Origin of the sequence: Streptomyces sp. NPDC004134, from assembly GCF_042874195.1 — a bacterium.
GTDB lineage: Bacteria > Actinomycetota > Actinomycetes > Streptomycetales > Streptomycetaceae > Streptomyces.
Genome location: NZ_JBIAMS010000017.1, coordinates 106,795 through 121,334 on the forward strand (window position 1 = coordinate 106,795; position 14,540 = coordinate 121,334).

A 14,540-nucleotide genomic window follows, 5' to 3' on the forward strand; every position below is an offset into this window, starting at 1 on the left:
GACTGACGCGCATGGCGCTCACGTCACCGAAGAAGGTGGTGGGACTGACCTTACTGGTCGTCTTCCTCTTCGGTGGCGCTTCGGCGGGGTTGCAGGACCGGCTGACCATGGGCGGATACGAGTCCACCGGCACCGAGTCCTACAAGGCGGCCCAGGAGCTGGAGAAGACGTTCGAGCAGGGGGAGCCCAACCTCGCGCTCGTCGTCGAGGACGCCCGCGGCGTGGACGACCCGGAGGTGGCGGCGGCCGGCGGCCGGCTCACCGAGAAGCTGGCGGACGAAGCGGACGTCACCAACGTGGTGTCCTACTGGTCTTCCGAGCAGGCCCCCGCGCTGCGCGGGGAGTCGGGCGAACAGGCCCTCGTCCTCGGCCGGATCACCGGCGACTTCGACGACGTCATCGACCGGGTGGAGAAGCTCGACGAGGACTACACCGGCAAGGTGGACGGCCTCGAGGTGACCACCGGCGGCTCCGCCATGATGTGGCTGGAGAACACCACCAAGGCCGCCGAGGACGCGACCAAGGCCGAATTCATGGTCTTCCCGCTCGTGCTTCTCGTTCTCATCATCATCTTCGGCGGCGTCGTGGCCGCCCTGCTGCCGCTCTCCGTGGCGATATGCGCGATGCTGACGTCGATGGGCGTGCTGTTCGGCATCACGTTCCTCACCGACACCTCCAACGTGGTGGTCAACACGACCACGTTCCTGGGCATCGGCCTCGGCATCGACTACAGCCTGCTCTTCGTCACCCGGTACCGCGAGGAACTGCGCCGGGGCAAGGAGATCGGCGAGGCGATCAGCACCACCCTGCACACCGCGGGCCGGACGGTGCTGTTCTCGGCGTTCACCGTCGCCGCCGCCTTCCTGGGGCTGCTGGCGCTGCCGTTCACCATGATGAGGTCGCTGGCCATCGGCTGCATCGTCACCTCGCTGCTGGCCGCGTTCCTCACGGTGGTCCTGCTGCCGGGGCTGCTGAAGTGGCTCGGCCCGCGGATCGAGAAGTGGCGTCTGATCCGGCGCAAGTCCGACCCGTCCGAGGACGGCGGCGGTTCCTGGCACAAGCTGGCGACCGGCGTGATGCGCCGCCCCCTCGCGGTGACCGTGCTGGTCCTCGCCATCGTCATCCCCCTCGGCCTGCCCGCCCTCAACATGAACCTGCGGCTTCCGGACGAGAGCGTGCTCGCCACGGACGCCCAGTCCGCCGAGGTCGCCACGGTGCTGCGGGAGGACTTCGACTCCCGTGAGCAGCAGCCGGTCCAGATCGTCGCCACGAACACCGGCGCACCGGACCAGCAGACCGGCGAGATCGACGACTACGCCAAGCGGCTGTCCCAACTGCCCGGCGCCACCCGGGTGGACACCCTCACCGGCACGTACGAGGACGGGCAGCTCGCCGCCGAACCCGGCCCGGCTTCCGCCCGGTTCGCGGTGGACGACGGCGTGTACTTCTCGATGATCCCCGCCGCGGACCCGTACTCGGACGCCGGCACCGAGCTGGTCGAGGACGTCCGGGCGGCGAAGGCGCCGTTCGACGTGCAGGTCGGCGGGCAGGCGGCCGTGAGCACGGACACGTTCGACACGCTCGTGGACCGGCTGCCGATCGCCGGCGCGATCCTCTTCGTGATCATGTTCATCCTGCTGTTCCTGCTGACCGGGAGCATCCTGCTGCCGCTCAAGGCGATGGTGCTCACCGCGCTCAGCCTCACCGCCACCTTCGGCGCGCTGGTGTTCATCTTCCAGGACGGCAACCTGATGTGGCTGGTCGGCGACTTCGTCGAAACCGGAGGCATCACCTGGACGGCGCCGATCATGATCTTCGCCATGGCCTTCGCCCTGTCGATGGACTACGAAGTCTTCATGATCTCCCGCATCAAGGAGGAGTACGACCGCACCGGTGACAACGAGCTGGCGGTCGCCTCCGGACTGGAGCGGGTCGGCAAGGTGGTGACCTACGCCGCGCTGCTGCTGTCGCTGGTCTTCCTGGTCCTGCTCACCTCGGGCATCAGCTATATGAAGGCCATCGGCATCGGCATGGCCCTGGCCATCGTCATGGACGCCACGCTCATCCGGGGCGGTCTGCTGCCCGCGTTCATGAAGCTCATGGGCAGCGCCAACTGGTGGGCGCCCAAGCCCCTCAAGGCGCTGCACACCCGCTTCGGCATCAGGGAGGGGGAGGACCTGGCCCCGGCGCCGGCCGCCACCGGCACCGACACCGACGCCTCCTTGGCCGCGCAGAAGCAGTAGCACCACCTCGTACGGCCGCTCACCGCGCCGCCCGGCTCCCTGGGGAACCGCGGTGCCCGGCGGCCCGGGTGGGCGCCGTACGCCCCCACCCGGGCCGCCGCCCCGGCACCTCGTGCCGGCCCAAGCCCACGTTTCCTCTACGAAGCGGGATTCCGCGATGCCAAAGAACCCACGTCCCAAGAACATCGGGCTGCTCTTCGAGCACTACGCCGGAGCCAAGGCGCCGGAGTGGCACCTGGACATACCGTTCTCCATCGCGCCGGACACCAGGACCCACGACGCCACGTCGCTGGCGAATCTGGTGGCCGACATGTCGGGACGGCTGAAGGCGGCCGGGCTGCGTCGCGGTGACCGGGTCGCCCTCGCCAAGAACAACCACCTCGACACCATCGTCCTGGCCGCCGCGGTGGCCAGGATCGGTGCCCTGCCTGCCATGATCACCTCGACGTTCGACTCGGAGACGCTCGCCCGGATGATGCCGCGGCTCGAACCGAAGCTGCTGGTCGCCTCGGCCGAGGTGCTCGGCGCCGCGGACCGGGCGGGCATCAAGCTGGTGGACAAGTCCACCCGCGTCGTCTGCGTCGACGGTGCGCCGGACAGCCCGTCAGGAGTGACGCCGCTGGCCGAGTTCGCCGGTGCGGACGCCCCGCAGCCGGACATCGTGGACAACAGCGAGCCGATGCTGTGCACGCACACCTCCGGGACCACCGGCGTCCCCAAGTTCGTCGCGCACTCCGCGAACACGCTCCTCGGGGTGCTCTCCAAGCTGGAGACCCTGCGGATCCCCTTCCTCTCCACGCGCCCCGACGACACCATCGCCTCGTGCATCTCCTTCGTGCACTCGCGCGCGGTCACCTGGACCTTCGCCCAGTTCGCGCTGCCGCCGGCCAAGGCCGTGGTGCTGAGCCAGGCGGACCCCTCGACGGTCGTGGAGACGCTGAGCAAGCACCGTCCGACGACGCTGGAAGCCTGCCCCAACATCTACCAGTTGTGGGAGCACCTGATCCGGACGAATCCGGAGCTGTTCACGAACATACGGGCGTACCTCAGCACCTTCGACGCCATCCACCCCAGCACCGTCCGCGCCTTCATGGCCGCCACCAAGCGGCGCGGCGCGGTGTGGGGGCAGAGCTGGGGCCAGAGTGAGATCGGGCCCGCGACCCTGGCCGTCTACCCGAAGCGCAAGGTGATGCGCGCCACGGGCACCCGCGGCGGGCCGATCACCAACAACGTCGGGCGCCCCATCCCCTTCGTCACCCGTATCCGGGTCGTCGACCCCGAGACCCGCAAGCCCAAGGGGCGCGGCAAGCGGGGGCTCGTGCTCATCCGCACCAAGGGCCGCTGCCTCACCTACATCGGCGAGCCCGAGCGCCACCGCGAGAAGGACTGGGACGGCTGGTGGAACACCGGGGACATCGGCGTCCACACCCGCACCGGCAGCCTGGAGATCCTCGACCGCGAGGTCGACAGCATCCCCGGGATGAGCAGCCTCGAACTGGAGAGCCTGCTGATCGAGCGCCTCGACGCGGTCACCGAGGCCATCGTCCTGGGCAACCCGAACGGGCTGCCGCTCCCGGTGATCAGCACGTACGACGGCTCCCCCCTCGACCAGCAGGAGTGGCGGCGGGCCACCGCGGACCTGCCCGAGCTCGACGCACCACGGGTCATCCCGTGGGAGGACTTCCCGCGGACCGGCACCTGGAAGGTCCGCCGGCCCCAACTGCGCAACCGGATGCTCAACAGCGAGGAGACCTTCGGCACCGGCCGCTGGACCTGAGACGACGGCCCGGAGCCGAGGGAGACAGGCCGTCTTTTCCGTCATGAGGCGTGCCCACAGGTCGGCAGAAACCTGAACTCGGAACGCAGGGGAGAGAATCGGATGACTGACATATCCACCGGAGCGAGGGGCGGGCGCGCCATCGTCATCGGCGGAGGGCTGACCGGCATGCTCGCCGCGTGGGCCCTTTCCGAGGTGATGGACGAAGTCACCGTGCTGGAACGGGACCGGGAGCCCACCGGTCCCGATTTCCGGCCCGGCGTGCCCCAGGGCCGGCACGCGCACGCGTTCATGGAGGGCGGCCAGCGCGCCCTCGAAGAGCTGCTTCCCGGCATCATCGACGAACTCGTCGAGGCCGGCGCGACCCGCACGAAGCTGCCCGCCGAACTGCTCTGGCTGGACTACGCCGGCTGGAACGACCGCGGCACCGCCATCCGCGGCAGCGCTGGCTCCTTCCTCACCTGCACGCGGCCGATGCTCGACTGGATCGTGCGCTCACGGGTCCTCAAGAGCCCGCGCATCACCATCCGCCACGGCATCACGGTCTCCGCGCTGCTCTGCTCCCAGGACGCGGTGCGCGGCGTCGTCGCGCAGGAGAAGGGCGGCGAGCCGGAGGAGCTGACGGCCCCGCTGGTGGTCGACGCGAGCGGTCGCGGTTCCAACGCGCCGAGCTGGCTCCGCGACCTGGGGTATCCGGAGCCGAAGGAGGAGCTGATCGACTCCGGGATGGCGTACGCCTCGCGGCTGCTGCACCGTACGCCGGAGTCGGAGAAGGAGTCGTTCAATGTCGTGATGATCCAGCCGGTGCTGTCCACCCCCCGCTTCGGGCTCCTCATACCCGTGGAGGACAACCGCTGGCTGGTCGCCCTCGGCGGGCTGCGCGGCTACGAGCCGCCGACGGAGTCCGACGCCTGGACGCAGTTCGCGAAGGAACTGCGCAGCCCCATGATCCACAAGATGATCGAGAACGCGGAGCCCGCCACCAACGTGTTCGGCTTCCGCAACACACAGAACCGGCGCCGCTACTACGAGAAGCTCAGCCGGCGCCCGGACGGCTTCCTGGTGCTCGGCGACGCCGCGTGCACCTTCAACCCGGTCTACGGCCAGGGCATGTCGGTGGCCTGCTTCGAGGGGCTCGCCCTGCGCAAGCTGCTGGCCAAGCACGGTGCCGGGAAGGGGATGACGCACAGGGCGCAGAAGATGGTCGCCCGTACGATCCGCAACCCCTGGACCATGGCGACCAGCGAGGACCGCCGCTACCCGACGACCGTCGGCGGCGGCCGCCCCAACGCCCTGGAGCGGATGCTCGACTGGTACGTCAAGCGCGTCAGCGCGGAGGCGCTGGTGAACCCGGTGGCGGGCAAGGCGTTCTTCAGCGTGGTGATGCTGCTCGAACCGCCGACCCATCTGTTCCGCCCGGGGGTCGTGCTGGCCGCCCTCCGGCGCCGCGGCGCCTCGATCACGGTGCCCGAACCCGTACTCGCCGGAGCGCAGACCGGCGACGACGCCCCGGGCATCGCCAGCGGCAACCGCTGAGTCCGGCGGGCACGGCGCCGGGCCGCCGGCGCCGTGCACCCGCCGCGCGCGGGGGTCCTGCGACCCGTAGCCAAACGGCAGATCCTTGCCATACCTGGATCGCTGCTGCCCGGGAAAACCGAACTCTAGACTCGGCCCATGACTGAGCAACAGGTTGCGGTGGCGGAGCCGTCCCCCGGTGCGCGGCAGGACTTCTTGCGGGCAGTGGTGACACTGTGCCGGGAGCGGGTGTACGAGGACATACAACTGGCCGACGTCGCCAAGCTGGCCGGCCATGACGAGCAGCAACTGCGGGCGATCTGGCCCGCGAAGAGCCTGATGGTCGTCGAGGCGCTGTTCGGCGTGGTGGCCCCCCGGCTGGTGTTCCCGGACACCGGCGACTTCGAGGCCGATCTGCGGTCCCAGTTGACGTCCATCGCGGAGGCGTTCGGCGACCCCGGGGTGGGTCCCCACATCGCGGCGCTCGCCGCCGAGGCCAACACCGACCGGATGCTGGCGAAGGTCTTCCTCGACCGCGTCTTCACCCCCAACCGCGCGGCCGCGTCGAAGCGCTTCCGTACGGCTCAGGAGGCGGGTCAGGTCCGGCGGGACCTCGATCTGGACGCCGCGATCGACATGGTGTTCGGCCCGATCTGGTTCCGTCTGCTCCTCGGCACCGGAACGCTCACCGCCGAACTCGGCGCCTCCCTCGCCGACCACGCCGTGGGCGGCCTGGCGTCGCGCCCGGACCGTACCGAGTAAGGGGCAAGGAGATCAGTGGAGTTCAGAATACTGGGCCCGCTGGAAGTACACGCGCGGCGGGCCGGCGGGGGCGACCTGACCCCCCGGGCCGCCAAGCTCCGTGTCGTCCTCGCGACGCTGCTCGTCCGGGCGAACAAGGTCGTCTCGATCGACAGGCTGATCGACGAGCTGTGGGGTGACGAGCCGCCGCGTACCGCGATGACCACCCTGCAGGTGTACGTCTCCCAGCTCCGCAAGGTGCTCCAGGAGGCCGACGCCGAGGGCGGCCGCAAGGCCCTGGTGACCCGCGCGCCCGGCTACATGCTGCTGCTGAACGACGCGCAACTGGACCTGGTGCGGTTCGAGGAGCTGTACGCGCAGGGCCGCAAGGCCATGGACCGCGGGGACTACGACCTGGCCGCGGAGCTGCAGCGCACCGCGCTGGAGCTGTGGCGGGGCCCGCTGCTCTCCGACATCCCCCACGGCACCCTGCTCAACAGCACGGCCGTCCGCCTGGGCGAGGCCCGTATCTCCGCCCTGGAACAGCGCATCAGTGCCGCGCTGCACCTGAACAGGCACCACGAGGTGGTCGGCGACCTGCAGACCCTGGTCACCGAACTGCCCATGCACGAGCAGTTCCACGCCCATCTGATGGTCGCCCTCTACCGCATGGGCCGCCAGGCCGACGCGCTGAGCACCTTCGCCAAGCTGCGCGCGACGCTGGTGAAGGAGCTGGCCATCGAACCCGGCATCCAGATGCAGCAGTTGCACCGCCGGGTCCTGAACGGCGACCTGCTGCTCCTGCACCCGTCGGCATGGCGAGCGGAACACCCCGAGAGCGCCGGCTCACTCCCGCACGGAGCCGCCCGGGCGGGCTAGCCCGCCCGCACCGTCCACCCGCGGACCGACTCACCCACCCGGGCCGGCCGCCCACCACCGGCGGCCGCCCCGGTGGACCTGCGGTGAGCGGGTCGGCGCGGACAGGTTCGGTGCCGCCGGCGGGCACGTATCGCGGCCGCGGAGTCCTTCGCCGCCAGCCGTGGGTGTCTCCGGATGGAAGTCACCAGCGCGGACCGGCGGACGGACGCGCACAGGTTCTACCAGCGCCGCGGGTACACCGGCCAGGCAGGAAAATCGTCCCGCTTCCTACGGGACCTGCCGGAAAGGTGACCACCGCGAAAAAGCCCCGCACCTGTCTCGGTGCGGGGCTTCGTCGCTGGTCAGCCGGGTGGGCGCGGACGGGTTCGAACCGCCGACATCTGCCTTGTAAGGGCAGCGCTCTACCGCTGAGCTACGCGCCCGGATGCGGGGACAGCGTATCGTGCCCCGCCGGCGGCGATCGACCAGCCAGGGGGGGCGGCGGGGATCGTCGTGGGCCGTGTGTTCGTTCAGCCCTGGTGGGAGAATGAGTCTCCAGGGGAGCGCACGGCACGGAAAGGGGTCTCGTGGCATTCGGCGGAGGCGGAGGCGGCACCCGGCGGTGGGGCTGGGGAGACCGGGGCGACGGGGCTCGGGCCGAGGCACAGGCGGCCAAGGACGCCGCCGCGACCGCGTTCTACGAGCTGGATACCGCGCAGCGCGACCTGCGCATCTCCGTGGAGACGATCGCCGCCGTCGACGACTCGCCGGCCGCCCGCAAGGCGACCTCCGACTTCGCCGACCTGGGCCGGCGCATCGACGAGGTCAGCCACACGTACATCAGCGCCGTCGACTCCTACGACCTCGACCGCGACGACCTCGACCACGGCACCGCCTCCCGCGCCCGGCAGGAGCTGCAGCAGGCCACCAACGGGCTGGAGAAGGTCCGCTCCGACCTCAACCACTTCGCGCACGGCCTCGGCCCCCTCCTCGACCAGGCCGAGAGCCAGCTCGCCCGGCTCGCGCCCGCCGTGGAGCGGGCCCGGCAGGCGCTGCTCGCCGCGACGACAGCACTGGACGAGGTGCGCGGCAAGGGCTTCCAGGCCGACGATCTGGCCGCCCGCCTGGCCGGGCTCGGCCCGGAGCTGACGAAGCTCAACGAGGGCGCCGGGCGGCACGGCGTGCAGGAGACCATCCACCGCGCCGTGGGCGTGCAGCGTGACGCCGAGGCGCTGCGCAGCGAGGCCGTGCAGTTGCCGCAGCGCGCCGAGGAGATCGACCGCCGCCTGGTCAGCCTGCGCACCCGCGCGCAGGCCCTGGCCACCCGCGCGGAGAAGGTCAAGCCGGTGCTCAGCGAGCTGCGCCGGCGCTTCGCGCTGGCCTGCTGGCGCGATCTGCAGGAGGTCCCCGACCGCGCCGCGCAGGCCGTGACCGAGGCGGAGGAGAAGATCGCCGGCGCCTCCCGGGCCCGCCGCGAGCAGCGCTGGCCGGACGCGACCGCGCTGCTGGCGAGCGTACGGGCGCTGCTGAACCAGACCGACGAGGCCGTGGACGCCACCCGCGACCGGCTCCACCGCCTCTACGCGGTGGAGAAGGACCGCACCTCGGAGGTGAACCGCACCCGCTTCGCCATCCGCGACGCGCAGCGCCTCGCGATGGCGGGCCGCGACCGCCCCGACCCCCGGCACGCGGGGCCGCTGGACGCGGCGGTCGAGCGCGTGGACCGGGCGGAGGCGGCCCTCACGGGGCGGCATCCCGACTACTGGAGCTTCCTGGAGGAGCTGGAGGCGGTGCGCGAGACGGTCGCCGAGGTGGTCCAGGCGATACGGACCGAGCGGGGCGCCGGCACCGCCCGCTGACCCCGGCCGCGACCCTCGCCGCCCCGCGCGCCCTACGCCACGTTCCGTACCAGCGATAGGCTGTCCGCCATGCCGCGATACGAGTACCGCTGCCGGTCCTGCGGGACGACCTTCGAGGTCAGCCGTCCCATGGCCGAGTCCTCCGCGCCCGCGGACTGCCCGCAGGGCCACGACGACACCGTCAAGCTCCTCTCCACCGTCGCCGTCGGCGGCGCCGCCGGAGCCGCGCCGCAGGCCGGTGGCGGCGGGGGCGGGTGCTGCGGCGGCGGTTGCTGCGCGTAGCCGCGTGGCGCCGTACCGTACGGCGTCCCACCTGGGCGATTTGCCCCTGAATGCGGACCGGGCTGATCCTGGATAACGGCACCTGCAGTACGACCGCCGTAAGGAGGTCCGCCATGGCCGAGCAGGAGCACGTCATGGAGTCCCTGCCGCACCCGCTGGCCGAACCGCCCAAGGAGCACGTGCCCGGCAGCCGCGAAGCCCTCCAGGACCGCGTCAACATCGGGCATCCCGCGCACCAGCACACCAAGCTCGACGAGCATCTGCCCGTCGACCACCACCTCAGCAACATCTACCGCGCCGGTGCCGGCATCGCCGGCCTCTTCCTGCTGGTGTTCGGCATCCTCGGCCTCGTCGACGAGATCGGGTTCTTCGACACCGGCGGCCACCAGACCCTCGGCCTGAACAGCAACGGCGCGCTGAGCGTCCTGTCCATCGCCGCCGGTGTGGTGCTGCTCTACGGCATGGTCCGCGGCGGCAACTTCGCCTCGACGCTCAACATGGTCCTCGGCGGGCTGTTCATCCTCAGCGGATTCGTCAACCTCGCCGTCCTGGACACGAGTTGGAACTTCTTCGCCTTCAGGATGCAGAACGTGCTGTTCAGCTTCATCCTCGGCGTGGTGCTGGCGATGTTCGGGATGTACGGGCGCGTCAGCGGCCGCCTCCCCCACGACAACCCGTACTGGCGCACCCGCAACGAGGAAGAGGCGGCAGCGCAGGATGAGGAGGAGGCAGCGGAGGACGAGGAGGAGGCGCGGGCCGCTACCGGCGCCGCGCGACGGTGAGACCGTCCGCGACCGTCAGCAGCACCGAGTCCATCCGGGCGTCCGCCACCACGTGGTCGTTGAACGCCCGGATCGCCGCCGCCCCGCCGGTGGCGTCCGGGTCGGCGACCCGGCCGTGGAAGAGCACGTTGTCCGCGACGATCAGCCCGCCGGGCCGCATCCGCGGCACCAGTTCCTCCCAGTACCCGACGTAGCCGCCCTTGTCGGCGTCCAGGTACGCCAGGTCGATGTGCGGCTCCGCGGGCATCGCCCGCAGCGACTCCGCCGCGGGCCCGAGCCGCAACTCGACGCGGTCCGCGACGCCGCCCTTCTCCCATGCCTCGCGCGCGTACGCCGTCCACTCCTCGGAGACGTCGAGCGCCACCAGCTTCCCGTCGGCCGGCAGCGCCTGCGCCATGGACAGCGACGAGAACCCGGTGAACGTGCCCACCTCCACGACGTGCCGGGCACCGACGAGACGTACCAGGAACGCCAGCAGCGGACCCTGCTCCTGCGCGGACTGCATGCTCGCCGAGTCCGGGAAGCGGCTGTGCGTCAGCTCCACCAGATCGCGCTGCACCGCGTCCAGCGGCGGGTTGTGGTCCAGCACGTACCGGTACAGCTCGGGCGTCTGGTCAGGTCGCTTGTCCCGGCCCGCGGGAGAGGGAGAGGTCATGGGAGGCATCCTGCCATCTGCCGCAGAATCTCCTCGCCCGCTGCCGCGCCGCGCTCGTCGAGCGCCGTGACGTGCGGCGCGGTCCAGCCGCGGGCGGCCAGTTCGCCGTGGCCGGGCCGCCAGGCGCGGTCGGCGGCGAGGAGGAGGTCGGTGTCGAGCAGGGAGTCCCCGGCGGCGAGCACGGGCGCGGGCGCGAGGTCCGGGGACCCGGCCGCCGCGCGGTCCGCCGCGCCGTCCGCCGGCTCGCCCACCCGCCGTACGACCTCCGCGACCGCCGCGCTCTTCGTCAGCGGCCGCGGCACCGCGTAGACCTTCCGCCCCTGCGCCGAGACGGACCACCCCCGGCCCTCGGCCCACTCTCCCAGTTCCTTCAGCCACTCCTCCGGCACGGCCGCCCGCTCCACCACCAGGTACGCGAACAGGTCCTCCGCCGTCCGCAGCTTCCGCAGCCACGCCGGGTCCGCCGCCCGTTCCAGGTGCGCGCGGACCTCCGCCAGCGGCGCGCTCCCGGCCGCCAGCTCCCGGCCCACGCGCGCCCGCCAGCCGGCGTCGGCCTCGCCGTCGACCAGCAGGTGGCCGCCGTTGGCGCAGATCGCGTACCGCGGCGGCGGCCCGGGCAGCCGGACGCGGCCGTACTGCTCGCGGGTGCGCGTCGTCACCGGCACGAAGTGGGCCCGGCGCGCGAGTTCCGCGAGCAGCGCGGCGGCGGTCTCGGTCAGGAACGACAGCGGCCTGCCCTCGTAGACCTCGACGCACAGCAGGCGCGGCGCGGCGGCGTCGGGCATGCCGAGGGCGAGGGCCGCCGGGGAGTAGATGAGGGTGCGGTCGAGGTCGCTGGCGATGATCGTCACAGGGCAGGCGCTCCAGGGGCGTCGGGGAGGTTGGTGCCCGGGGGCGTCGCGGCCGCGGTGCCGTCCGCGCCGGTCGCCCCGCGGGTGTACCGGGGGTGGATCAACCCCACGCAGGTGTACGGCAGATCGTCCGTCTCCTCCACCGGCACCCCCCGCTGCTCCGCGAGCAGCCGTACGTGGTCAAGGTCGGCCCCCGCGCCGCGCCGCGCCAGCACGCGCCACGGCACCCGGCGCAGCATCACGCGCGTCGTCTCGCCGACACCGGGCTTGACGAGGTTCACGTCCCCGATGCCGTACGCCTCGCTGATCCGCTCGACCGCGGCCCAGCCCGCCCAGGTCGGCTCGCGCTCGGCGGCCGCCGGCATGGGGCGGACGGCGGCGGGGGCGGGGAAGCGGGCGGTGACGGCGTCGAGGAAGTGTCCCGAGAGGTCGTCGCCTGCCAGCTCGCGGTAGAACTTCGCGCCGTGGTAGTCGGCGGGGCCGATGAGGTCGGCGCGCAGCACGGTGCGGGATATGAGGCCGGAGACCGTGGAGTTGAGGCAGGCGGAGGGGATGAGGAAGTCCTCGCGGGTGCCGTACGTGTCCACGCAGCGGCCCGGGTCGGCGAGGACGGCGAGCCGTGGGTCGAAGCCGGGGAAGTCGCGGAGCGCGGCGGCGAGTTCGCGGGCGATGGCGCCCTTGCCGGTCCAGCCGTCGACGAACACGACGTCGGCGGGGTCGTGGTCGGCGGCGAGCCGGCGCAGGGCGGCCGTGTCGATGCCGCGGCCGCGGACGATGGAGACGGCGTAGTGCGGCAGGTCGAGCCCGTGGGCGTGCCGGGCCCAGCGGCGCATCAGGATCCCCACGGGGGTGCCGGCGCGGGCGAGGGAGACGAGCACGGGTGCGGGCGACCGCTCGGCGAGCACGGTCTCGGTGACGGTGGCGACGGCCTCGGCGATGCGGCCCGCGGTGGCGTCGAGGGCGCTGTGGAAGAGGCGTACGTAGTCGGGGCTGGGCTGGTACTCGACGGGCAGCGACTCGGCGTAGTGCGCGCCGCCGCGCTGGATGGCCTCCTCGCGCTCCTCCGTGGGGGCTTCGAGGGCGACGTCGGAGAGGTCCTTGAGGAGCCAGCCGACGTCGTCGGGGGCGTAGGAGGAGAACGCGGGCCCGCGCAGGGGCTCGGCCAGGGCCGCGGGCCCGGGCCCGGCGGCGGGGGGCACGTAGGAGGGGATCACGGCGAGGAGTACCCGGCCGGTGTGCGGGGCGAGCACGTCGAGGAGCCCCCCGGGGGCGTGCAGGGCGGGGGTGTCGGCGGCGGAGTCGGTGACGACGAGGACGGCGTCGTAGGCGTCGGCGCCCGTGACGTTGTACGCGTAGCGGGTGCCGTCGGAGGCGTCGTGGGCGGGGAAGGTGAGCCGGCTGCGGATGGCGTAGCCGGGGTGGTCGACGGGCAGGACGGGCGAGCGGGTGGTGGAGGAGAACCGCACGTCGGCGCCGGGGAGAAGGTCTTCCAGCGCGGTGGCGAGCCGGAGGGGCGCATACATCAGCTCCTCGGTCCCGAGCACGAGCAGGCGGGGCGGCTTTGCCGGGGACGCGGGGAGGCCGAGGGCCCCGGCGATACGGCCGGCCATCCCGGGCAGGGCGTCATCGAGCCGCGCACGGTGCCCGCCGCCGAACCCGTGCCTTCCTCCGTCGGGCAACCCGGCGGGCCACCCCAGCGCAACACGGCGCACGACGGCGGCAGTCGTCCCCCGGCCCCGCCCCTTCCCGGCCCCCAGGGGCCCCGCCCCCGAGCCCCCCGAACGCTCCGGCAGCCCGCCGCCGGCGACGGCAGCGATACCGGAGACGGCCGGGGCACCAGAAACGGCCGGGGCACCGCCCGGCGCGGGCGCGGAGCGCCCTGGCGCCCGGCCGCCGACCGTGCCGGGCTCCGCCACGGTGGCCGCCGGCCCCGTGGCGTCGGGGGCGACCGGCGGCGACACCTTCGCGGGCCCGGTCGCCGCTGCCGCCGCGTCCCGCGCAGCGGGTGCCGCCTCCGCGGCGAGCGCCTCGTGCTCCCCGCCACCGGCGTCAGCCGGCCCGGTCACCGGACCGCGGCCGGCCCCCGGCTCCGCCAAGGTCGCACCGCCCGGCGAACCCCCCGCCGCATCCAGCCCCTCGTGACCTCCGGGCGAAGCCACCCCCTTCAGTCCGCGGCCGATCCCCGCCGCATCCGACCCGTCCGACGCCGGCCCCGCCGGCCCCGCCGTGCCCGCGGCAGGCGCCTCGTGCTGGGCCACCAGTTCCGCGCCGCGGCTCAGCACGTCCGGCGGCAGCCGTACCGTTCCCGACGTGAGCGACACCACGTCCACCCGCGTGCCAAGGTCGGCAGCCGACTTCTCCAGAGCCCTGCGGTCCTCCTCCGAGCGCATGTCCGTCAGGGCCGCCACCACGTACCGGGCCCGGGGGCGGGCCGCGTGCAGGGCTGCGATCGTGTTGCGCAGGGTGCGGCCCGTCGACAGTTCGTCGTCGACCAGCACCAGCGGGCCCTCCCCCGTCAGCAGGCCGGGGTCCGCCGGGAGCAGCAGGTGCTCCGTCGCGTGGCTGTGCTCCTCCTCGAAGCCCGCGGCCCGCCGTACCCCGGGGACCGCCCGGCGGGTGGAGTGCAGGTACGCGCTCGCCCCCAGGCCGTCCGCCACGCAGTGGCCCAGGCCCGTCGCCGTCTCGGCGTAGCCGAGGACCACCGCCCGGGCCGCGGCCCCGGGGCCCAGCAGGTCCCGGGCGAGGCCGCCGAGGCGCAGGCCGGCGCCGTGGATGCGGCCCGGGCGCTGCGGGACGTGCTTGCCCAGCACCGTGGAGACCAGCAGGTGCGCCCGGCGCGGGTTGCGGCGCAGCGCCAGGCCCACCAGGTCCCGTAGCTCCGCCGGGCCCGACAGTTCCACCCCGAGCCGGCTCTCCACCCATTCCCCCGGCCACACCGCGGAACCGCCGCCCGGCCCACGGCCGGAACCCGAACCGG

The 14,540-nt window shown here is 72.8% G+C and carries 11 protein-coding genes and 1 tRNA gene; 8 read left to right on the forward strand and 4 right to left on the reverse strand.

The genetic code is table 11. The features are described from left to right. The first annotated feature begins 11 nt into the window (after nt 1-11). The 5 genes from ACFYVJ_RS21695 (at nt 12) to ACFYVJ_RS21715 (ending at nt 7,155) form a co-directional block, all read left to right on the forward strand. Nucleotides 12-2,243 (forward strand): MMPL family transporter, encoded by a 2,232-nt coding sequence (locus ACFYVJ_RS21695; protein WP_388893778.1) that lies wholly within the window; start codon nt 12-14, stop codon nt 2,241-2,243. Between the two features lie 157 nt (nt 2,244-2,400). Then, nucleotides 2,401-4,020: a class I adenylate-forming enzyme family protein gene (locus tag ACFYVJ_RS21700; protein ID WP_388893780.1), complete on the forward strand. Its 1,620-nt coding sequence runs from the start codon at nt 2,401-2,403 to the stop codon at nt 4,018-4,020. Between the two features lie 102 nt (nt 4,021-4,122). Continuing rightward, nucleotides 4,123-5,556 (forward strand): FAD-dependent oxidoreductase, encoded by a 1,434-nt coding sequence (locus tag ACFYVJ_RS21705; RefSeq protein ID WP_388893782.1) that lies wholly within the window; start codon nt 4,123-4,125, stop codon nt 5,554-5,556. 138 nt (nt 5,557-5,694) lie between these two features. Beyond that, nucleotides 5,695-6,297 (forward strand): TetR-like C-terminal domain-containing protein, encoded by a 603-nt coding sequence (locus ACFYVJ_RS21710; protein WP_388893784.1) that lies wholly within the window; start codon nt 5,695-5,697, stop codon nt 6,295-6,297. A 15-nt stretch (nt 6,298-6,312) separates the two neighbouring features. Next, complete coding sequence (locus ACFYVJ_RS21715) at nt 6,313-7,155, forward strand: BTAD domain-containing putative transcriptional regulator (protein WP_388893786.1); 843 nt, start codon at nt 6,313-6,315, stop codon at nt 7,153-7,155. Between the two features lie 350 nt (nt 7,156-7,505). Here the strand turns inward: ACFYVJ_RS21715 and ACFYVJ_RS21720 are convergent. Next, a tRNA-Val gene (locus ACFYVJ_RS21720) sits at nt 7,506-7,577 on the reverse strand. A gap of 144 nt (nt 7,578-7,721) precedes the next feature. Between ACFYVJ_RS21720 and ACFYVJ_RS21725 the strand changes: the two genes are divergently transcribed. The 3 genes from ACFYVJ_RS21725 to ACFYVJ_RS21735 all read left to right on the forward strand — a co-directional run bounded on the left by ACFYVJ_RS21725 (nt 7,722) and on the right by ACFYVJ_RS21735 (nt 10,057). Then, the gene (locus tag ACFYVJ_RS21725) at nt 7,722-8,993 is read left to right on the forward strand and encodes a hypothetical protein (protein ID WP_388893788.1); all 1,272 of its coding nucleotides are present in this window, start codon (nt 7,722-7,724) and stop codon (nt 8,991-8,993) included. A 69-nt stretch (nt 8,994-9,062) separates the two neighbouring features. Continuing rightward, on the forward strand, nt 9,063-9,275 hold the full coding sequence (locus ACFYVJ_RS21730; RefSeq protein WP_388893790.1) for a zinc ribbon domain-containing protein: 213 nt from the start codon (nt 9,063-9,065) through the stop codon (nt 9,273-9,275). 113 nt (nt 9,276-9,388) lie between these two features. After that, nucleotides 9,389-10,057, forward strand: coding sequence for a DUF4383 domain-containing protein (locus ACFYVJ_RS21735; RefSeq protein WP_388893792.1), 669 nt, complete (start codon nt 9,389-9,391; stop codon nt 10,055-10,057). Here ACFYVJ_RS21735 and ACFYVJ_RS21740 read toward each other — a convergent pair. The 3 genes from ACFYVJ_RS21740 to ACFYVJ_RS21750 are packed head-to-tail and all read right to left on the reverse strand — an operon-like array spanning nt 10,035 to nt 14,481. Beyond that, nucleotides 10,035-10,712, reverse strand: coding sequence for an O-methyltransferase (locus tag ACFYVJ_RS21740; RefSeq protein ID WP_388893794.1), 678 nt, complete (start codon nt 10,710-10,712; stop codon nt 10,035-10,037). The genes ACFYVJ_RS21735 and ACFYVJ_RS21740 overlap by 23 nt on opposite strands. Next, on the reverse strand, nt 10,709-11,563 hold the full coding sequence (locus tag ACFYVJ_RS21745; RefSeq protein ID WP_388893796.1) for an HAD family hydrolase: 855 nt from the start codon (nt 11,561-11,563) through the stop codon (nt 10,709-10,711). The genes ACFYVJ_RS21740 and ACFYVJ_RS21745 overlap by 4 nt, the downstream gene beginning before the upstream one ends. After that, on the reverse strand, nt 11,560-14,481 hold the full coding sequence (locus ACFYVJ_RS21750; protein ID WP_388893900.1) for a phosphoribosyltransferase domain-containing protein: 2,922 nt from the start codon (nt 14,479-14,481) through the stop codon (nt 11,560-11,562). Before ACFYVJ_RS21750 ends, ACFYVJ_RS21745 begins: the two co-directional genes overlap by 4 nt. Between the last annotated feature and the right edge of the window lie 59 nt (nt 14,482-14,540).